General features: G+C 69.3%; 18 protein-coding genes. 11 read left to right on the forward strand and 7 right to left on the reverse strand.

Annotated elements, in window-relative coordinates:
- Positions 1 to 333 precede the first annotated feature (333 nt).
- Positions 334 to 2,964, forward strand: coding sequence for a S8 family serine peptidase (locus OG395_RS23505; protein ID WP_327244722.1), 2,631 nt, complete (start codon positions 334 to 336; stop codon positions 2,962 to 2,964).
- A 136-nt stretch (positions 2,965 to 3,100) separates the two neighbouring features.
- On the opposite strand, the gene OG395_RS23510 is transcribed toward OG395_RS23505, so the two are convergent.
- From OG395_RS23510 to OG395_RS23520, 3 genes are all read right to left on the reverse strand, one after another.
- Positions 3,101 to 3,679 carry a hypothetical protein gene (locus OG395_RS23510; protein WP_327244723.1) on the reverse strand — a complete coding sequence of 193 codons (579 nt, stop codon included), beginning with the start codon at positions 3,677 to 3,679 and terminating at the stop codon, positions 3,101 to 3,103.
- A gap of 169 nt (positions 3,680 to 3,848) precedes the next feature.
- Entirely contained in the window at positions 3,849 to 4,547 is a 699-nt protein-coding gene (locus OG395_RS23515; protein ID WP_327244724.1) for a DUF4328 domain-containing protein, read from the reverse strand.
- Between the two features lie 215 nt (positions 4,548 to 4,762).
- Entirely contained in the window at positions 4,763 to 6,373 is a 1,611-nt protein-coding gene (locus tag OG395_RS23520; RefSeq protein ID WP_327244725.1) for a family 20 glycosylhydrolase, read from the reverse strand.
- A 430-nt stretch (positions 6,374 to 6,803) separates the two neighbouring features.
- Between OG395_RS23520 and OG395_RS23525 the strand changes: the two genes are divergently transcribed.
- From OG395_RS23525 to OG395_RS23550, 6 genes are all read left to right on the forward strand, one after another.
- The gene (locus OG395_RS23525) at positions 6,804 to 7,220 is read left to right on the forward strand and encodes a 2-oxo-4-hydroxy-4-carboxy-5-ureidoimidazoline decarboxylase (RefSeq protein WP_266990534.1); all 417 of its coding nucleotides are present in this window, start codon (positions 6,804 to 6,806) and stop codon (positions 7,218 to 7,220) included.
- A 185-nt stretch (positions 7,221 to 7,405) separates the two neighbouring features.
- Positions 7,406 to 7,786: a succinate dehydrogenase, cytochrome b556 subunit gene (gene sdhC, locus OG395_RS23530; RefSeq protein ID WP_266982339.1), complete on the forward strand. Its 381-nt coding sequence runs from the start codon at positions 7,406 to 7,408 to the stop codon at positions 7,784 to 7,786.
- 5 nt (positions 7,787 to 7,791) lie between these two features.
- Positions 7,792 to 8,265 (forward strand): succinate dehydrogenase hydrophobic membrane anchor subunit, encoded by a 474-nt coding sequence (locus tag OG395_RS23535; RefSeq protein ID WP_327244726.1) that lies wholly within the window; start codon positions 7,792 to 7,794, stop codon positions 8,263 to 8,265.
- Between the two features lie 29 nt (positions 8,266 to 8,294).
- On the forward strand, positions 8,295 to 10,049 hold the full coding sequence (sdhA, locus tag OG395_RS23540; protein WP_327244727.1) for a succinate dehydrogenase flavoprotein subunit: 1,755 nt from the start codon (positions 8,295 to 8,297) through the stop codon (positions 10,047 to 10,049).
- Positions 10,049 to 10,807 (forward strand): succinate dehydrogenase iron-sulfur subunit, encoded by a 759-nt coding sequence (locus OG395_RS23545; RefSeq protein ID WP_327244728.1) that lies wholly within the window; start codon positions 10,049 to 10,051, stop codon positions 10,805 to 10,807. The genes sdhA and OG395_RS23545 overlap by 1 nt, the downstream gene beginning before the upstream one ends.
- A gap of 178 nt (positions 10,808 to 10,985) precedes the next feature.
- Positions 10,986 to 11,561 carry a hypothetical protein gene (locus tag OG395_RS23550; protein WP_327244729.1) on the forward strand — a complete coding sequence of 192 codons (576 nt, stop codon included), beginning with the start codon at positions 10,986 to 10,988 and terminating at the stop codon, positions 11,559 to 11,561.
- Between the two features lie 303 nt (positions 11,562 to 11,864).
- Here OG395_RS23550 and OG395_RS23555 read toward each other — a convergent pair whose 3' ends face one another.
- Positions 11,865 to 12,374 carry a MarR family winged helix-turn-helix transcriptional regulator gene (locus OG395_RS23555; RefSeq protein WP_327244730.1) on the reverse strand — a complete coding sequence of 170 codons (510 nt, stop codon included), beginning with the start codon at positions 12,372 to 12,374 and terminating at the stop codon, positions 11,865 to 11,867.
- An 88-nt stretch (positions 12,375 to 12,462) separates the two neighbouring features.
- Between OG395_RS23555 and OG395_RS23560 the strand changes: the two genes are divergently transcribed.
- The 4 genes from OG395_RS23560 (at position 12,463) to OG395_RS23575 (ending at position 15,401) form a co-directional block, all read left to right on the forward strand.
- Complete coding sequence (locus tag OG395_RS23560) at positions 12,463 to 13,701, forward strand: MFS transporter (protein WP_327244731.1); 1,239 nt, start codon at positions 12,463 to 12,465, stop codon at positions 13,699 to 13,701.
- A gap of 67 nt (positions 13,702 to 13,768) precedes the next feature.
- Positions 13,769 to 14,203: a hypothetical protein gene (locus OG395_RS23565; protein ID WP_327244732.1), complete on the forward strand. Its 435-nt coding sequence runs from the start codon at positions 13,769 to 13,771 to the stop codon at positions 14,201 to 14,203.
- Positions 14,200 to 14,670 (forward strand): thiol-disulfide oxidoreductase DCC family protein, encoded by a 471-nt coding sequence (locus OG395_RS23570; protein WP_327244733.1) that lies wholly within the window; start codon positions 14,200 to 14,202, stop codon positions 14,668 to 14,670. The genes OG395_RS23565 and OG395_RS23570 overlap by 4 nt, the downstream gene beginning before the upstream one ends.
- Entirely contained in the window at positions 14,664 to 15,401 is a 738-nt protein-coding gene (locus OG395_RS23575; RefSeq protein ID WP_266982357.1) for a TetR/AcrR family transcriptional regulator, read from the forward strand. The genes OG395_RS23570 and OG395_RS23575 overlap by 7 nt, the downstream gene beginning before the upstream one ends.
- A gap of 312 nt (positions 15,402 to 15,713) precedes the next feature.
- Here OG395_RS23575 and OG395_RS23580 read toward each other — a convergent pair whose 3' ends face one another.
- From OG395_RS23580 to OG395_RS23590, 3 genes are all read right to left on the reverse strand, one after another.
- A complete protein-coding gene (locus OG395_RS23580) occupies positions 15,714 to 17,267 on the reverse strand; it encodes an ABC transporter substrate-binding protein (RefSeq protein WP_327244734.1) in 1,554 nt (517 codons plus the stop codon).
- Between the two features lie 209 nt (positions 17,268 to 17,476).
- Complete coding sequence (locus tag OG395_RS23585) at positions 17,477 to 18,769, reverse strand: metallophosphoesterase (RefSeq protein WP_327244735.1); 1,293 nt, start codon at positions 18,767 to 18,769, stop codon at positions 17,477 to 17,479.
- A gap of 98 nt (positions 18,770 to 18,867) precedes the next feature.
- Positions 18,868 to 19,113: an SCO4848 family membrane protein gene (locus OG395_RS23590; protein ID WP_327244736.1), complete on the reverse strand. Its 246-nt coding sequence runs from the start codon at positions 19,111 to 19,113 to the stop codon at positions 18,868 to 18,870.
- Between the last annotated feature and the right edge of the window lie 27 nt (positions 19,114 to 19,140).

Raw genomic sequence — 19,140 nt, forward strand, 5'->3', positions numbered from 1 at the left:
TTCCGGCCACGGCCCGGCTTCGTTCCTCCGGCCCTCGCCGCGGCGTACGGGCCGACCGGGCCGGTTCGGCGGGGACGGCCTGCGGAAACGATCCTCCCGCCGGTTCCGGGCGGCCCGCCGGACCCGCGATCGTTTTTGGCCAAAGGTGATCCATAAGCCCGGAATTTGTTGACCGCCCGCGATCGGGGCTGCTTTTCTTCGTCCGCCATTCGCAGAAGATCCAGCCGCGTTTCGGCATGCCCGGACGTATTCGCAATTCCCGTATTTTCCCGCAGCCCGTGGCGGTCCGCTTTTCCCGCGGCCCGTGGCGGTTCGCATTCCAGACGGAGCGAGATGAGAAGAACCATATGGTCGGTCGTGGTGGCGGTCTCCGCCATGACGATCGGAGTGGCCCCGGCCCATGCCGCACCGGTGCAGTCCGACACTCCCGCCGCGTCCCACGCCCCGAAGGTGGACCGGCAGGTGCGCGAGCGGGCCGCCGGCGGACACAAGGTCCGGGTGAACGTCGTCACCCGGACGAGGGCCGACCTTCCGAAGGCGGCCAAGGCCGGCCACGTGGTGCGGACCCTGCACCGACTGCCCGTGGTGACCATGCGCGTGGACGAGGCGGACCTGGACGAACTGGCCGCCCAGCCGGGCGTGGCCAGCGTGACCGAGGACCGGCCGGAGCCGCCGACGCTCGCCGAGAGCGTCCCGCTCATCGGCGGTGACAAGACCCGCTCCGCCGGCCTCACCGGCGACGGCAGCGTGGTGGCCGTGCTGGACACCGGCGTCGCCACCCACCACCCGTTCCTGGCCGGCCGGGTCGTGGGCGAGGCGTGCTTCTCCGTCAGCGACCCCGACTACGAGGCCGGCAGCCTGTGCCCCGACGGCTCCGACGAGCAGCAGGGCGTCGGCTCGGCCGACGCCGAGAGCGGGCCGTGCGCCCACCTCGACTGCGGGCACGGCACCCATGTGGCGGGCATAGCGGCCGGCAACGGCCAGAACACGGCCGGGGCTCCGCCGGCCGGCGTCGCCCCCGGCGCGAGCATCCTCGCCGTCCAGGTGTTCAGCGAGATCGGCTCGGAGGACTACTGCGGTGAGGGCGCCGCGCCGTGCGTGCTGAGCTTCCCCAGCGCCCAGCTCTCCGCGCTGGAGGACGTGCTGGACAAGCGGCAGTCCGGGATGCCGGTGATCGCCGCCAACATGAGCCTGGGCAGCGGCCAGTACACCGCGGCCTGCGACAACGACCTGCGCAAGCCGGCCATCGACGCCCTGCTCGCCGCGGGCGTCGCCACGGTGGTCTCGGCCGGCAACAGCGCCTACGCCAGCGCGGTGAGCGCCCCCGCCTGCGTCTCGTCGGCGATCGCGGTGGGCAGCACCACCAAGCAGGACGACCTCTCCTACTTCAGCAACCGCGGCGCGCAGGTGGACCTCTTCGCCCCCGGCAGCGACATCGTCTCGTCGGTCCCCGGTAACGGCTGGGCGACCATGAGCGGGACGTCGATGGCCGCCCCGCACGTCACCGGCGCCTTCGCGGTGCTCCGCCAGGCCTATCCCGACAAGAGCGTCACCGAGCTCGCGGCTCTCCTGAAGAGCACCGGAAAGCCCCTCACCGTCTCGGGCGTCACCACCCCCAGGATCCAGCTCGACGCGGCGACCGCGGCCGTCACGCCCAAGCCCGCGGCCGGCGAGAACCAGTGGAAGCTCGCCGCCGACGGCGCCGACACCGCCGGCACCAACCCGTTCACCGCCCTCGGCGGCGCCACCTTCGGTTCCTCCGACGCGCCCTACAGCCTCTCCGGAGCGGCGACCTTCAACGGCAACACGGCCTTCCTGAAGAGCAAGTCGAGCGCCGTGAAGACCGACGGCGACTACACCGTCTCGGCCTGGGTGAAGATCAACTCTGCCACGGTGGCCACCGCGGTCTGCCAGGGCACCAGCGAACACCAGGCCTTCTACCTCGGGTACGACCCCGTCAACAAGGGCTGGATGTTCCAGACCACGACCACCAACGACGACAACACCGACTGGCCGACCGCCGAGGGCGGCACCAACTCGGGACCGGTCGGCACCTGGGCGCACCTGGTGGCCACCTACAGCGCGAGCACCGGCGCCATGGCCATCTACCAGAACGGCACGCTCCAGGGGAAGGCCGTCAACCACACTCCCCAGTACGACGCGGGTCTGCCGCTCACCGTCGGCGGCTGCGTCAACTCGGCCAACGAGAACCCGTACTACAACTTCCCCGGCAAGGTAGCGGACGTCCACGTCTACCCCTACGCGATGAACGACACGCAGGCCGGGAAGGCGAGCGTCACCGTCCCCGCCGGGTGGAGCAGCGGAATGCCCGAGGACCAGTGGAAGCTGGCCACCACCGGCGACGACACCGCGGGCCTCAACCCGCTCACCGTCCACGGCGGCGCCACCTTCTCCACCGACAAGCCCACCGGCACCAGCCTGACCGGCTCGGTCTCCTTCAACGGCAGCACCGGCCTCCTCAAGGGCAAGCAGGCCGCGGTCAACACCTTCGGCGACTACAGCGTCTCCGCCTGGGTGAAGATCAACTCTGCTGTGCAGGGAACCGCCATCTGCCAGGGCACCACCGAGCACCAGGCCTTCTACATCGGGTACGACCCCGGCAACAAGGGCTGGATGTTCCAGACCACGACCAGCAACGACGACAACACCGACTGGGTGACCGCCGAGGGCGACGCCAACTCGGGGCCGGCGGGCGCCTGGGCGCACGTGGTGGCCACCTACAACGCGAGCACCGGCGCCATGGCCATCTACCAGAACGGAGTGCTTCAGGGGCGGGCTACCAACCTGACCCCGCAGTACGACTCCGGTCTGCCGCTCACAGTGGGCGGCTGCGTCAACTCGGCCACCGCGACCACCCCGTACCAGGCCTTCCCCGGCAATGTGGCGGACGTCCATGTCTTCCCCCGCACCCTGACCGCCACGGAGGTCTCGGCACTCGGCTGACGTGACGCCTCCAAGCGGTTCCCCGCCCCCGGCGACGGTTGGCGGGGAACTTGCCGTGCTCGCCGGGCGGCCCCGCGATCAAGCCCGCCCGGCGATCGAGGGCGCCTTCAACGCCCGGCGACGGGGGACAGAACGCTCACCGGACGGACCCGGTCACTCCCCGCCCGGTCCGCGCCCTCCGCGCCGTCGCCGCGCGCAGCACTCGTTGTCCCTCCGTCGACACGTCCAGCACCTGGCGCAGGCCCGCAGCCCCCGTACCGGAATCCGCAAGCATCTCCAGGATGCGGATCTGGCGGCGTACTTCCCCGGCCACCAGCGGTCCCGCCCCCTCCGGATCGCCCTCGCGGCAGCGCCTCAGCAGGTCCACCCCGGCACCGGGCGTCGCGTCCTGTCCGAGGTGGACCTCCAGGGCCAGCAGCGAGCACGCGTCCGCCCACTCCCGGAGCCCAGGAGTCGCCCGGTCCGCGGGCGCGTGGGCGAGCAGTTGCCGTATCTGCGTCCGCGTCTCCCCCTCCTTCGCACCGTCCAGCGCCTGGCGCGCCTCCGCCAGGCGGTCCGGCCACGCCTCACCGTCCGCGCAACCGGCCCAGAGCGGACGCAGCGGATCCGGGTCGGTGCCCTCCGCCGGCTGGGGCAGGCATCGGTCGAGGCAGGCGATCCCGCTCGCGACCAGCCCCCGCTCGTCGGCGGCAGCGATCAGTTCCAGCAGGCTCATCGGCTTCTCCCCGTCGGCCTGTCCCCGTACGGGTCCGCACGGGGACGCGGCGCTTCCCGCTGCCGCATACCGCTTTCAGCGCCGAATGGCTCAAAATCGTCACTGCTGGAGTCTGAAAACGCGCCCTTCAGCGGGTCCGTCCCTCGTGGAGTCCTCGACGGGTTCGTCCTCAGCTGAGCGGATACACGCCCAGCGCCGCCCGCTCCCCCTGCATACGGGTCAGCTTGCGGACGAAGAGGATCGCGAGCATCGCGGCCACGATGGAGAACGCATCCGCTGCCAGCATCCGGCCGGCCGCATCCATGATCTCCTGCGCCTCCTCGGCCTTCATGTACTGCTGGGAGGCGTACCGGGAGAAGAGCGACGAGCAGACCCACGCCCCCCACCACAGATTGACCGGGGCCGCGGAGACCGTCCGCCAGCTGCCGTCGGTGTTGGTCTGGGCGCTCGCGGTCCAGATGCCGCCCGCGATCCGACGCGGCAGCACCAGGTTGGCGAACGGGACGAACCAGGCGCCGACCGCCCACCCGGGCTTCATCTGCTGCATGCTCGCATCGAACACCTCGGCGTTCAGCCGCACCCGGCGGAACCAGAGGATGAAGACGACGCCGGTGGCCAGCAGCACCAGGAGCTGAAGGACCCCGGAGGCCGCGTACAGGTTGTCGGCGCGATCCGCCTCGGCGTCGTCGATCGTCGCGAGGCCGTTGTCCAGCACATCGCCGAGCAGGCTGCGGATGTTCAGCCCCGCAAGCACGGCCAGCAGGTCTGACACGGCGGCGACCACGAGCAGGATGACGACGGCCTTGGCAAGCCCGTCGGGTGAGCGCAGCTGCTGCTGCGGCGACGCGAAGGGCGGGGCCGCGGGCATCGGCGCCGACGCCCCGGCCGGCCCGGCGCACAGGATGCAGCGCCCGTCCGCGGTGACCGGCGGTCTGACTCGGCAGGTTGAGCACAGCATGAAGTGGCCCCCAGGGTTCTGAAACTTTCGGCAAGAACGCGCGACTCCCTCCCCGGAGCGCGCGGCAAGCGGAATGTAGCCCCGGCCCACCGGCCTGTCCATCGAGATCCGGTGCGGCCGCCCACTCAGCCCGCCTTGTCGATCGTCGCGGCCAGCGCCTGGAACTGACCCCAGCTCAGCGTCGGTCTCCTCGGGTCCCACAGCTTCTGGGCCGTGGCCCGCAGCGGCATCCGGATCCCTGCCGCCACCTGCGCCGGGGTCTGCGCCTGCGGCAGGTCGCCCCAGACCGCGAACCGGCCGCCCAGGACCTGCTTCGAGTAGCGGGCCGGTACCGGCTGCGTACCCCGCAGGACGAGCGGGGTCCACTGCTCGTAGATCCGCTTCCCGGTCGGGTAGACGAACGCATTGGGCTGGCCGAGCACGTAGTAGAGGAACTCGTCGTTGAGGTTCACCAGACGCCGGCCCTCGCTCAGATACTCCGCCGGCGGCCGGGCGCCGTACTCCTTGCCCGTCCAGTACTCGACCTCGATGTTCTTGTCGGCCCGCACGACTCCGCCGCGGAAGAAGCCGTCGTTCCAGGCCTTGGGCTGCTGCCCTTGCGGGCGCACCACCGCCGCACGGTCGTTGAGCCAGCCGGTGGCGAGGTCCTTGATCCCGGCCGCCGGTCCGTACTTCTGCTGGGCGGCGCGCTGGAGCTGCGGGTACGAGGCGGCCGGGTCCTTGACCGTCAGCGCGCGGTACTCGTCCCCGCCCAGGTGCCAGTACGCACCGCCGAAGAGCTCGGCGAACTCGCCGATCAGCTGGTCGATGAGTTTCGCCGCGCCCGGGTCGGAGATGTCGATCGATCCGATCGAGCGCACGCCCGCCGTGTTGCGCAGCTGGAGCTCCGGGTGGGCACGCAGGACGGCGCCCAGATGGCCCGGGGAGTCGATCTCGGGGACCACGTCGATGTGCAGCCGGCCGGCCAGGGCGAGGATCTGACGGACCTCCGCCTTGGTGAGGTGCTGGGGCGACACCACCTCGGGGTGGGTGTCGGACTGGATCCGGAACGCCTGGTCGTCGGAGAAGTGCAGGCCGAGCTGGTTGAGCTTGAGGTCGGCCATGTCGCGCAGCCGGTCCTCGATCCAGCCGACGGTGTAGTACTTGCGCGCGATGTCGAGGTTGAGTCCGCGCTGCGGCCGGTCCGGGCGGTCGCGCACCTCGCCCTCGGGCATCGTGCCGTCGGCGCGCAGCGACTGCTTCAGGGTGCGGGTTCCGTAGAAGACACCCGCCTGGTCGGGGCCGGTGATGACGACCCGCCGGTCGTGGGTCTTCAGGGTGTACGACTCGGGGGCCCCGTCACCCGGGGCGCCGAGGGTCAGCTCGACATCGCCCGCACGGGCCGGAACGGCGCCCCGGTAACGGATCTTCAGCTCCTTGGCGAGCAGCTGCGCCTCGTCCGCGAGCGGTCCGCTGCCGTTGGCGATCACAACGGCGCTGGTCGGGCCCGGCCGCCAGCCAGGGCCGCGGGCGGCGATGTGCTGGCGCACGGCGGGGATGGTCCGGGGCGCCGTGGAGAGCGGGTAACTGCGGGTCGGTGAGGGGGTGGGGGAGGCGTGCGAGGGGGCGCTGGCCATGGACGCCTCCTCCGGACGCCCCGTGTCCGCACCCTCCGGCCAGACGACGACGGCGATCGTCACGGCGGCTGCCGCGACGAGGGCCGCACCCGCCGCGAGGGCTCCACGTGAGGGCGACATCGGTCAGAAACCTCCGGTTGTGGCAGGTAAAAGAGAAGAAGTAAGGAGATAGCCGGGCATTCTCCTCGAAGAATCGCCCATCAGACGTTCCGAAACTCTCCCTTCCGGGTGAAATTCGTGCATCCGTCGCACGGCCGTTGCCCGGTCCCTATAGCGTTGGGACACATTCGTCTCTCCCTTCACCCTGCATCTCCCTGGTTTCCGGTCCCCCTCACCACACCAGGCTCACAGAGATGCCGATGTTTCGAGGAGTCCCACGCTGTCCAGGCCCAGCGAGTCCCACGCCGGCCTCCCGGAACCACCGCAGCGGCGGGTCGGCCCGCCCACGCTCCCCGCCCAGAACTGCGGCCCGGCCCCGGCTTGCGTCAGTGCCCGCCCCTTCGGCCTCGACCGGTTCAACACGGCACCCACCGCCGACGCCGAAGCCGCCCTGCTCGGCTGCTGCGGCAGTCCCCGCTGGGCGCTGCGGCTGGCCGCTCACCGCCCGTACCCCGATCTGGACGCCCTCCTCGCCGCCGCGGACGAGGCGGGGTACGACATGGCGCCCGCGGATCTCGCCGAGGCGCTCGCCGCCGAGGTCTCCCCGGGACTGCACCACGCCGCACCGCACTCCGCGCATCTCGCGCTGAGCGCCGCGCACGCCGCGTACGAAAGCCGCTTCGGCCATGTCTTCGTGATCTGCCTCGACGCCTTCCGCCCCGCCGAGCACCCGGACCAGGTGCTGGCCGGCATCCGGGCCAGGCTGGGCCACGACCCCGACGAGGAGCGGGTGGTCACGGCGGACGAGATGCGCCGGCTCGCCCGGGGCCGCATCATCGAGCTGGTGACGGGCGCCGGACCGGCATGATCCGAACGAAAGGGCCTAGCCCGTCCGTGCCTGTTTCATTGCCACTTTGATCACACCAGAGGCCCCGGCGCGAGCGAACCGACAAACCGTCGCTACGATGGCCGGGGCCGGTGGACCGTACCCGGCCGGGTCAGACCGACAGTCAAGCCGGCCGACCCCAATCCCCGCTCCCGGAGGGTTCTTCCGTGCCGGCTGGAACGCTGTACCGCGGCCGGGAAGGCATGTGGTCGTGGGTGGCTCATCGAGTCACCGGTGTCCTCATTTTCTTCTTCCTGTTCGTACACGTCCTGGACACCGCTCTCGTCCGCGTCTCCCCCGAGGCCTACGACAACGTCGTGGCCACGTACAAGACCTGGCCTGTCGCGCTCCTCGAATACGGCCTGGTGGCCGCCATTCTCTTCCACGCGCTGAACGGTCTCCGTATCGTCGCCGTGGACTTCTGGGCCAAGGGCCCGCGCTACCAGAAGCAGATGCTCTGGTCCGCCGTGGGCATCTGGATCGTGCTGATGGTCGGGGCCCTGTACCCCGTCCTCGGCCACGCCGTACGCGCAGTCTTCGGGAGCTGAGGCCAATGTCCACCGAGTCCTCCGCGATCGGCGCCGTCGAAGGCGTCAGCCTCTACGACGTCGACCACCCGGCCCCGGTCATCGAGCCCCCGCGCAAGCGGACGGGCAAGACCCCCAAGGGTTCGCGCACCAACTTCGAGATGTACGCCTGGCTCTTCATGCGCCTGTCGGGCATCGTGCTCGTCGTCCTGGTCATCGGCCACCTGCTGATCCAGCTCGTGCTGGACGGCGGTGTCTCCAAGATCGGCTTCGCCTTCGTGGCGGGCCGCTGGGCCTCGCCGTTCTGGCAGGTCTGGGACCTGGCGATGCTGTGGTTGGCCATGCTGCACGGCGCCAACGGCCTCCGTACGGTCATCAACGACTACGCCGAACGGGACAACACCCGCTTCTGGCTGAAGATGCTGCTGTACACCGCCACGGTGTTCACCGTCCTGCTGGGCACGCTGGTGATCTTCACCTTCGACCCGAACATCCGCTAGGCGCCGGGCCAGAGGGACCAGAGGAAATCATGCAGATCCACAAGTACGACACCGTCATCGTCGGCGCAGGCGGCGCCGGCATGCGCGCGGCCATCGAGTCGACGAAGCGCAGCCGTACCGCCGTACTCACGAAGCTGTACCCGACCCGCTCCCACACGGGCGCCGCGCAGGGCGGCATGGCCGCCGCGCTCGCCAACGTGGAGGAGGACAACTGGGAGTGGCACACCTTCGACACGATCAAGGGCGGCGACTACCTGGTCGACCAGGACGCCGCCGAGATCCTGGCGAAGGAGGCCATCGACTCCGTTCTCGACCTGGAGAAGATGGGCCTGCCGTTCAACCGCACGCCCGAGGGCAAGATCGACCAGCGTCGCTTCGGCGGCCACAGCCGTAACCACGGCGAGGCCCCGGTCCGCCGGTCCTGCTACGCCTCGGACCGCACCGGCCACATGATCCTCCAGACGCTGTACCAGAACTGCGTCAAGGAGGGTGTGGAGTTCTTCAACGAGTTCTACGTCCTGGACCTGCTGCTGCAGGACGTTGACGGGGTCAAGAAGTCCGCGGGCGTCGTCGCGTACGAGCTGGCGACCGGCGAGATCCACGTCTTCCAGGCGAAGGCGATCATCTTCGCCTCCGGCGGCACCGGCAAGTTCTTCAAGGTGACGTCGAACGCCCACACCCTGACCGGTGACGGCCAGGCCGCCGCGTACCGCCGCGGGCTGCCGCTGGAGGACATGGAGTTCTTCCAGTTCCACCCGACGGGCATCTGGCGCATGGGCATCCTGCTGACGGAGGGCGCCCGTGGTGAGGGCGGCATCCTCCGCAACAAGGACGGCGAGCGCTTCATGGAGAAGTACGCGCCCGTCATGAAGGACCTCGCGTCCCGTGACGTCGTGTCCCGCTCCATCTACACGGAGATCCGTGAGGGCCGCGGCTGCGGTCCCGAGGGCGACCACGTCTACCTCGACCTCACGCACCTGCCGCCGGAGCAGCTGGACGCGAAGCTCCCGGACATCACCGAGTTCGCGCGTACGTACCTCGGCATCGAGCCCTACACGGACCCGATCCCGATCCAGCCGACCGCGCACTACGCCATGGGCGGCATCCCGACCAATGTCGAGGGCGAGGTGCTGGCCGACAACACCACCGTCGTCCCGGGCCTGTACGCCGCCGGCGAGGTCGCGTGTGTCTCCGTGCACGGCGCCAACCGTCTGGGCACCAACTCGCTGCTCGACATCAACGTCTTCGGACGCCGGTCGGGCATCGCCGCCGCCGAGTACTCGGCGAAGAACGACTACGTCGAGCTTCCCGAGAACCCGGCACAGCTGGTCATCGACCAGGTCGAGCGGCTGCGCAACTCGACGGGCACCGAGCGTGTCGCGACGCTCCGTCTGGAGCTGCAGGAGTGCATGGACGCCAACGTGATGGTGTTCCGTACCGAGCAGACCATCAAGACGGCCGTCGACAAGATCGCCGAGCTGCGCAAGCGCTACCTGAACGTGTCCATTCAGGACAAGGGCAAGCGGTTCAACACGGACCTCCTGGAGGCCATCGAGCTGGGCAACCTGCTCGACCTGGCCGAGGTCATGGCGACCTCCGCGCTGGCCCGTAAGGAGTCCCGCGGTGGTCACTACCGCGAGGACTACCCGAACCGCGACGACGTCAACTTCATGCGCCACACCATGGCGTACCGCGAGGTCGCCGACGACGGCACCGAGTCGATCCGGCTCGACTACAAGCCGGTCGTCCAGACCCGCTACCAGCCGATGGAGCGTAAGTACTGATGGCTACCCCGACTCTGGACAAGGTGGAGGCGGAGTCCGCCGCCTCCCCGTACATCACGGTCACTTTCCGGATCCGCCGCTTCAACCCCGAGGTCTCCGACGAGGCCCAGTGGCAGGACTTCCAGATCGAGATCGACCCGAAGGAGCGTGTCCTCGACGCCCTTCACAAGATCAAGTGGGACACCGACGGCACGCTGACGTTCCGCCGTTCCTGCGCCCACGGCATCTGCGGCTCCGACGCGATGCGGATCAACGGCAAGAACAGGCTCGCCTGCAAGACGCTGATCAAGGACATCAACCCGGAGAAGCCGATCACGGTCGAGGCCATAAAGGGCCTCACGGTTCTCAAGGACCTCGTGGTCGACATGGACCCGTTCTTCCAGGCGTACCGCGACGTCATGCCGTTCCTCATCACCAAGGGGAACGAGCCGACGCGTGAGCGTCTGCAGTCCGCCGAGGACCGCGAGCGGTTCGACGACACCACCAAGTGCATCCTGTGCGCCGCGTGTACCTCGTCGTGCCCGGTGTTCTGGAACGACGGCCAGTACTTCGGCCCGGCGGCGATCGTCAACGCGCACCGCTTCATCTTCGACTCGCGTGACGAGGGCGGCGAGCAGCGCCTGGAGATCCTCAACGACCGTGACGGTGTGTGGCGTTGCCGCACCACCTTCAACTGCACGGACGCGTGCCCGCGTGGCATCGAGGTCACCAAGGCGATCCAGGAAGTGAAGCGCGCTCTGATCACGCGTCGCTTCTGACCCTTCCGGTAAGCCAGTTGCACAGGAGGCCCCGTTTTCCGTAGCAATGCTGCGGGAGGCGGGGCCTCCTGCTGCGCTGCGCAGGTCTGTTCGGTACGGTCGTGCGGAGCCGGAGTCCGGTTCACCGCCCGGGGCAGCAAGGCGCGGGGCGCACAGGCTTGATCGAGAGCGGGGAACGTTGAGCGATCCGAATCCGTACGCGGACGACTCATACAAGTGGGGACCGCCCCAGCAGCCGGGCAATCCGCCCACCGTCGCGGATGGTCAGGGATACGGCTACCCGCAGCAGTTGCCCGACGCCGCGGCCCAGCCGGGCCCGGCCTACGGCTATCCGGCCGTGAATCCGCCGGCTCAGCCGACCCCGCCCGGTTACGGGTTCCCGCCGCAGCAGGGCCCGGGTCCCGTCGGCGGGGCGCCGATGCTGTCGCTCGGGGACATCACCGTCATGAACGATTCGATCGTGACGCCGTCCGGCACACTGCCGCTCAAGGGCGCGGTGTGGACGGCCACCGACATGTCGCGCACCGAGGAGAAGATCCCGACGGTCGCGATCGTGCTGGCGATCATCTTCGCCCTGCTCTGCCTGATCGGTCTGCTCTTCCTCCTGATGAAGGAGAAGAAGACAACCGGGTTCATCCAGGTCTCGGTGACCAGCGGCGGCCGCCATCACTCGACGATGATCCAGGCGACCGGCCCGGAGACGTTCCAGATGGTGATGGCCCAGGTCAACACCGCGCGCTCCATGAGCATCTGACGCACCTTGGAGGAGCGGGCGGACGGGGGCGGTGCCGGGACACTGGCAATGCCCTTCCCCGCGGGGCAGGGTGGTGTCATGGCCCGCTTCCACCGCACCGTCACCGTCACCTCCATGGAGCGCCACCGGCTCAACGAGTACGCCGAACCGGCCTGCGATCTCGCGGAGTCCCCCCGGTCCCGCGGCAGGAGATCGTGCTCAGGGGGTCAACGACGAAGCGGCGTAGGCCTGTTCTCTCCTCGCACCCCGGACGGCCCCGGTGACTCCTACGGCCTGGTGCGCGATGGAAAGTGGATCAGGCCGTTAGCCCCAGTCGGCTCCGCCGCGGCCCTCCGCGACGACCATGACGCGGCGCAGCATGTCGTTGAGCAGCACCTGTTCGTCCTTGTCGAGTACGCCGAGGAGCCGCTCCTCCTCGTGGCCGAGGAAGTCCATCGCGCCGAGCCAGGTCGAGCGGCCCTCCTCGGTGAGTTCCACGTCGACCCGTCGCCGGTCCGTGGTGGAGGGCGTACGGCGAATGAAGCCACGCCGCTCGAGCGCGTCCAGCCTGCCGGTGACCGAGGCGGGGGCGAGGTCGAGGTCGGCGGCGAGTTCGGAGGGGGCTGCCTTCCCGCCGCGTCCGGCGAGCTTGTGGAGCGTCTCGAACTCCTGGCGGTCCAGGTCGAAGTCGACCAGGGACTGTTCGCGCACCCGCCGCAGGTGGACGGAGAGCTTCTTCATGCGCGTCACCGCGCCCTCGACATCGGGATCGAGGTCGGGAAGCACGGGCTTCCACCGCTCGACATGTCCGTCGGTCCAGTCACGTGGCTCCATGAGGAAAGGGTACGCCCGGCGTACGCATATGCTTCGGCGTCAGATATTTCGTTGACGAATAATTCGACACCGAAATAGATTACCCCGCATGCCGCATCCCTTGCGCACGCGCGCCTTCCGCCTGCTCTTCATCGGACGCACCCTCTCCCTCCTCGGCGACGCCGCCATCCCCGCCGCCCTCTCCCTCGCCGTCTACTTGGCCACCGGCTCGACCGCCACCCTCGCCCTGGTGCTGGCGTGCGCGATGGTGCCCAAACTGCTCCTGCTGCCGCTCGGCGGCGTCGTGGGCGACCGCTTCAACGCCCGCACGGTGGCGCTCACCACCGATCTCGTACGATGCGCCACCCAGCTCTTCGTCGGCGTGGAGCTGCTCGGCGGTGAACCGCGGCTCTGGCAGATCGCGGTCGCCGAGGTGATCGGCGGCGCGGCCGGCGCCTTCGCCATGCCGACCGTGTCGCCACTGATCCGCGGCACGGTGGAGGCTTCGGGCCTGCTGCGCGCCAACTCCCTGATGGCGGTCGCCACCAGCGCGACCCGGCTCGGCGGCCCGGCCGTCGCCGGAACACTGATCCTCACCGCGGGCCCCGGCTGGGCATTCGTGCTGGACGGCGCAAGCTTCGCGGTGAGCGCCGCGCTCCTGTCCACCATCAGGGTCCGGCACGTGCCGATACCGCACCGCTCGGTGCTCGCGGACCTCAAGGAGGGCTGGGGCGAGGTCCGCGGCCGCGACTGGTACTGGACGAGCCTGATCGCCCACTCCACGTGGAACGGTGCGGCGGCCGTCCTGATGACCCTGGGGCCGGCGCTGGCCATCGAGGACATGGGCGGCGAGGGCGCCTGGATCGCCCTGCTCCAGACCGGCGCGGTCGGCCTCCTCCTCGGCTCGCTGCTGGCCGGGCACGCCCGCCCGAACCGCCCGGTCCTGGCCGCCAACCTGGGCCTCGCCACGTACGCACTCCCCCTCGGCCTCCTCGCGGCCGGCGCCCCCGCCCCGGTGACCATCGCCGGATACGGCATCGCGCTTGCGGGACTCGGCTTCCTCGGCCCGGTCTGGGACACCTCGGTCCAGTCCGCGGTACCCGCCCACGCACTGGCCCGCGTGACCTCGTACGACTGGCTGCTCTCCCTCGGCGCGATGCCCCTGGGCTACGCCCTGGCCCCGGTCGCGGCCACGGCCTGGGGCCCCGAAGTCCCGCTCGCCGTCGCCGCCGTGATGGTCGGTGCGGCCTGTCTGGCGACGGCGGCGGTACCGGGCGTACGACGGTTCAGGGCGCCTGCGCCCCAGGTCGGGGCAGCCGGGGACAAGCACCCCGGAGTACCCGCTTGAACATGTTCAAATGCAGGTCTAGAGTCGACGACAAGGGCTTTTGAACGCGTTCAAGGGAGGGTGGGGCATGGACCTCACTGTTGTGGCGTACGTCGTCTACCTGCTGATCAGCGTGGGGCTCACCATGTGGGTCGCCCGCACGCTGAGCCGTAACGGAAAGGTCTTCCTCGCCGACGTCCTGCACGGGAACGAGAAGCTCGCCGATGCCGTCAACCACCTTCTGGTGGTCGGCTTCTACCTGGTCAACCTCGGGTTCGTCGCCCTCTACCTGAAGAACGCGGACGGGGTCGCCGACGCCCGTGGACTCTTCGAGGCGCTCTCGGTGAAGGTCGGCGTAGTCCTGCTCGTCCTCGGAGTGATGCACCTCGGGAACGTCTACGTACTCAACAAGATCCGCCGCCGCGGGCTGATGGAGCGTGAGCAGACGCCGCCGGTAACGCCGCAGGGCTGGACGGGCCCCGCCGGCCAGGGCCCGTGGGCCGCACCCGCCACAGACCGGTGACCGGACCGGTGGCGGTCACGGCCGACCGGGGGCGGACGCCCGTCGAGGGGCTCACCGTGCTCTACGACGCGCGGTGCCCGCTCTGCGTCCATCTGCGCCACTGGCTGATGAAGCAGCGTCAGCTCGTCCCGCTCGATCTCGTCCCGGCGGCCTCCGAGGAGGCACGGCGCCGCTTCCCCGGGCTCGACCACTCCGGAACGCTCTCCGAGATCACTGTGATCGGCGACCGGGGGCAGATCTACCGGGGGACCTCCGCCTGGATCGTCTGCCTCTGGGCGCTGGCCGAACACCGGCCCAGGGCGCACTGGCTGGCCACCCCCGCGGGACTGCCGTTGGCCCGGGCGTCCGTGCTCGCCGCCGCGAAGTACCGGTCGCTGACGGCGGCGCCCTGCGGCCCCGGGGGCGGAGCGTGCCAGGTCCCCGGCACGGAGGACCAAGGCGGACGGCTACCCTCGGGGCTGTGGTGAAGGAAGCGAAGGACGCGAAGGAAGCCAAGGCTCCCAAGAGCGAGCAGACCCGCACACTCATTCTCGAAACGGCCCTCCGGCTCTTCGAGGAACGCGGCTACGACAAGACGACGATGCGGGCCATCGCACAGGAGGCCGGGGTCTCCGTCGGCAACGCCTACTACTACTTCACGGGGAAGGACGCCCTCGTCCAGAGCTTCTACGACCGGCTCGCCGCAGAGCACGAGGCGGCGGTGAAGCCGGTCCTGGAAGGCGACAAGGACCTGGCCGTACGCATCCGCGGGGTACTGCTCAGCTGGCTCGACGTGGCCGAGCCATACCATCGCTTCGCCGCCCAGTTCTTCAAGAACGCCGCCGATCCGGAAAGCCCGCTCTCCCCGTTCTCCGAGGAGTCGGTCGCGGCCCGGGAGGCGGCGATCTCCATTCATGAACGGTGCCTGCGCGGCTCCAGCACCAGGACCGACCCCGACATGACCGACGTGCTGCCGCAGTTGATGTGGCTGATACAGATGGGCCTGGTGCTGTTCTGGGTGTACGACCGGACGGAGGGCGCCGAGCGCAGCCGCCGCCTCGTCGAGCGCACCGCACCGATCGGTGCCCGGGCGATCGCGCTCTCCCGGTTCCGGGTGCTGCGACCGCTCGTACGGCAAATCCACGACGTGCTGGCCGACTTCCTGCCCGGGTCGGTGAAACAGCCGACCACCGAGCAGCCGGGCCGGGAGAAGGCGTAAGAGGAGCTCGCAAGATGGGAGCCGGGCGCCCATTTGTGAGCTCCTCCAACGACCTGATCGACTCTCTGTCGTGCACCAGGTCGTAAAAGGGCCGGGGCCGACCGGAGACCTCGCACACGGTGTGCGGCAGTCTCCGGCCGGCCTCGGCTCTTTACGGTTCCTGGGACCAGGGGGCCGGCGGATCGCGGCCCCGACCCTGGTCCGCCGGGCATTCCTAGGGCCTCCCGTCCGGAACTTGCTGCGCTCGCTGGGTTCGGCACACCCCCGTGATCCAGCCTGATCCAAACGAAAGAACCAGTGCCCCTCCCGGCACTAGATCCAGCTGAGTTCCCACAGCCGCCAGATGCCCGTGCCGTCCGACAGGTACTGCGAACCGGAGACATCGGTCTTGCTGACGACGTAGTCCTTCTTCTGCCACAGCGGCACGAGCGGCACGTCCTCGCCGACCAGCGCCTGGAGCTTCTTGAAGTCCGTCGCGGTACGGCTGCGGTCGCCGTACTGCAGCGTGGCCGAGATCAGGTCATCCATCTTCTGGCTGGTGTAGCCGTTGTGAAGGCTGCTGTCGCGGCCGACGAGCGGCTGGCTGAAGGTGTCGGGGTCCGGGTAGTCGGGCAGCCATCCGACGGTGTACGCGTCGTACTTGCCGGCCGCGTATCCCTTCTGGAAGTCCTGCCAGTCCACGGCCTTGACCGAGACCTTGAACAGCCCGTTCGCCTCCAGCTGGCGGCGGAGCTCGGCGGTCTCCTTCGTGTATGCGTCGTCGGCGCGGTAGGCGAAGGTGATGTGCAGCGGGGTCTGCACGCCCGCCTCCTGCATCAGCCGCTTGGCGCGCTCCGGGTCGGGCGCCGGGTACGCGTCGAAGAACGGCGTGCTGTGCCCGATGTAACCCTGCGGGATCAGCGAGTAGAGCGGTTCGACGGTGCTCTTGTAGACATCTGCCACCAGCGGCCCGCGGTCGATGATGGATGCGATGGCCTGCCGGACCTTCTTGTCGGCGAGGGGGGACCCGGCGCGCACGTTGAAGACCAGGTTGCGGATCTCGGCACTGTCCGCCTCGGTGATACGCATGTCGGGGTCGCCGGGGTTCAGCTCGGCGAGCGTGGACGGCGGCAGCTGCCGGTGCGTCACATCGACCTGCCCGGACTTCCAGGCCGCCAGGAGCTCGTCCGACTGCTTGTAGTAGCGGACGGTGACGGGGACGCCGGTCTTCTTCAGCGCGCCCTTGTACCGGGTGTTCGGGACCAGCTCCGCCTCGACGCCCGGTTGGTACGACTTCAGGACGTACGGCCCCGAGCCGTCGACCGTGTTTCCGGTGCGCAGCTTGTCCGCCGGATACTCGTTGCGGTCGACGATCGAACCGGCTCCGGTGGCGAGCTTCTGCGGGAAGGTCGCGTCACGCGAGGAGAGGTTGAAGGTGATCGTGCGGCCTTCGGACACCACGTTCTTGAGGCTGGGGAAGAGGACCGACGGACCGACGTCCGTCTTGATCTTGATCATGCGCTCGATGGAGTACTCGACATCGGCGGCGGTCATCTTCCGGCCGCTGGCGAAGGTCAGGTCGTCGCGCAGTTTGCACTGGTACGTCTGGAGCTTCTGACCGATGAACCCACAGCTCTCGGCGGCGTCCGGCTCCGGGACGATCGCCCCGGACTTGAACGTCATGAGGGACTGGTAGAGGTTGCTGTACATCGCCCAGGAACCGGCGTCGTACGCACCGGCCGGATCGAGGGACGTCACCTCGTCCGTCGTCCCGACCATGATCGGATCGCTCTTCACCTCGTTCGAGGGAAGTAGCTGCCAGGCGACGACGCCTGCGATGACCAATACCGCGAGAATCGCGAGAATCCGTAGCCGGATCGACCGCATTGCCGTGCTCTCCCTTAACAGCCCCACCTGGGCAGATGTGCTCAGAAACGCACATCACCGTGCTCACGGTCAGCCAATCACACGATTTTCACATCTGGAAGAGGAAATCCGTATCTCATAGCCTTTTGTTCGACAGTTGAAACCTCAGTTGGACCGAACGGCTGAAAACTACGAAGACACCGCGCAGTTGAGTCGTCCCTTTTATGCCGTTACGCCTGACGGGACGCCAGATGGACGACGGTGATGTCGGAGGGGGCGCCGACTCGCACGGGAGGACCCCAGGCACCCGCACCCCGAGAGACGTACAACTGGGTGTCGCCGTAGCGCTCCAGGCCGGCGACCGTGGGGTTGGCGAGTTCGGCGACGTAGTTGCCCGGCCAGAGCTGGCCGCCGTGGGTGTGGCCCGAGAGCTGGAGATCCACGCCGTACGCGACCGCGTCGTCGATGACGACGGGCTGGTGGGCGAGGAGGACGGAGGCGCGGGTCCGGTCCCGGTCGCCCAGGGCGCGCTCGAAATCCGGGCCCTGCCCCTCGCTCTCACCGGCGACGTCATTGACCCCGGCGAGATCGAAACCGTCGATCTCGACTCGGGCGTTCTCCAGTGGGTGCAAGCCCAATTCCCTTACGTGATGGACCCATTGGGCCGCACCGGAGAAATACTCATGGTTGCCGGTGACGAAGAACGCGCCATGGCGGGCCTCCAGCCGGGCGAGCGGCTCGGCGGCCGGGCCGAGGTCGGCGACGGAGCCGTCGATGAGGTCCCCGACGACGGCGATCAGATCGGGCTGGGTCCGGTTGATCGTGTCGACGATCCGCTGGGTGTGGGCGCGGCCCAGGATCGGGCCGAGGTGGATGTCGCTGACGACGGCGATCCGGAAGCCGTGAGCGGCGCGAGGCAGTTTGGCGAGCGGGACGGTGACCTGCTTGACGCGCGGACCGCGCAGCACTCCGTAGGTGCCGTAGCCCACGGTGCCGAGCCCGGCGACGGCGGCCGCACCCCCGACGGCGCGCGCGACGAACAGGCGGCGGGAGGGGTCGGCGGGGGCAGTGACGGGGGCGTCGGCGACAAGGGTGGCAGAGGTTCCGCTCGCGGGCGCACGGGCCGGGGAGTTCCCTGCCGCGGGTGCTTCGACCTGAGATGAAAGGGGTTCGGCCGAATCGTTCTCGGTAGCCGTACCGCCGCCCGCCCGGCGCGCGAGGACCCGCCGCAGAACAGGCCGTACCGCCTCGCCCACCAGCAGAGCCAGCGTCAGGTACAGCAGCGCCGCCAGCCACAGATAGCCCGGCCAGGCCAGCACCTGCTGCAGCCAGAACGGGGCGCCCGTCCGCCCGGAGACCAGGGCGCCGACGCTCAGCAGCGGCAACAGCCAGACCGCCGCCGTGCCCACCCGGCGCAGCGTGCCGCCCGGGACCGTCGTGTCGGCGACGAAGCGGCGCCACACATAGCGGTGCACACCGACGAGCAGCGCGAGGACCGCCAGCGCCACCGGAACGAAGACCACTACCACCTGCACTCCCCCCACCCATGTGCGGCTCTCGGTACGCCTGCGCCTTGCGCGCCGACGCTTCGTACACCTATGTCCGGTTGCCGCCCGGCCGGTTATGAACGTTCGCGGCGCAGCGCCCTGAGTCCGCGGAACCCGATCAGACCGACCGCCGTCCCCAGGAGAAAGGACGTGATGGCGAGCAGCAGATGCACCCAGAAGTACGCAGTCGGGTCACCTGCGTCGTCGAAGGCAAGTCCACTGCCGTCTTTCCATAGATTCTTGGCGAAAGTGACCCAAATGACCCAGCTCCACACCCCGAAGGCGAGCAGGAACCAGGAAACGGGGCGGCTGAGCTTCATGGATCCAGTATCGCCATCACGCTCCGG

Origin of the sequence: Streptomyces sp. NBC_01320 (genome assembly GCF_035974375.1) — a bacterium.
GTDB lineage: Bacteria > Actinomycetota > Actinomycetes > Streptomycetales > Streptomycetaceae > Streptomyces > Streptomyces yanii.

Bases quoted from the DNA above. Each gene is read 5' to 3' on its own strand.
- sdhA (WP_327244727.1), top strand. From the start codon at position 8,295: ATGCAGATCCACAAGTACGACACCGTCATCGTCGGCGCAGGCGGCGCC.
- OG395_RS23535 (WP_327244726.1), top strand. From the start codon at position 7,792: ATGTCCACCGAGTCCTCCGCGATCGGCGCCGTCGAAGGCGTCAGCCTC.
- OG395_RS23505 (WP_327244722.1), top strand. From the start codon at position 334: ATGAGAAGAACCATATGGTCGGTCGTGGTGGCGGTCTCCGCCATGACG.
- OG395_RS23555 (WP_327244730.1), bottom strand. From the start codon at position 12,374: ATGGAGCCACGTGACTGGACCGACGGACATGTCGAGCGGTGGAAGCCC.
- OG395_RS23580 (WP_327244734.1), bottom strand. From the start codon at position 17,267: ATGCGGTCGATCCGGCTACGGATTCTCGCGATTCTCGCGGTATTGGTC.
- OG395_RS23560 (WP_327244731.1), top strand. From the start codon at position 12,463: ATGCCGCATCCCTTGCGCACGCGCGCCTTCCGCCTGCTCTTCATCGGA.
- OG395_RS23590 (WP_327244736.1), bottom strand. From the start codon at position 19,113: ATGAAGCTCAGCCGCCCCGTTTCCTGGTTCCTGCTCGCCTTCGGGGTG.
- OG395_RS23515 (WP_327244724.1), bottom strand. From the start codon at position 4,547: ATGCCCGCGGCCCCGCCCTTCGCGTCGCCGCAGCAGCAGCTGCGCTCA.
- OG395_RS23520 (WP_327244725.1), bottom strand. From the start codon at position 6,373: ATGTCGCCCTCACGTGGAGCCCTCGCGGCGGGTGCGGCCCTCGTCGCG.
- OG395_RS23565 (WP_327244732.1), top strand. From the start codon at position 13,769: ATGGACCTCACTGTTGTGGCGTACGTCGTCTACCTGCTGATCAGCGTG.
- OG395_RS23545 (WP_327244728.1), top strand. From the start codon at position 10,049: ATGGCTACCCCGACTCTGGACAAGGTGGAGGCGGAGTCCGCCGCCTCC.
- OG395_RS23510 (WP_327244723.1), bottom strand. From the start codon at position 3,679: ATGAGCCTGCTGGAACTGATCGCTGCCGCCGACGAGCGGGGGCTGGTC.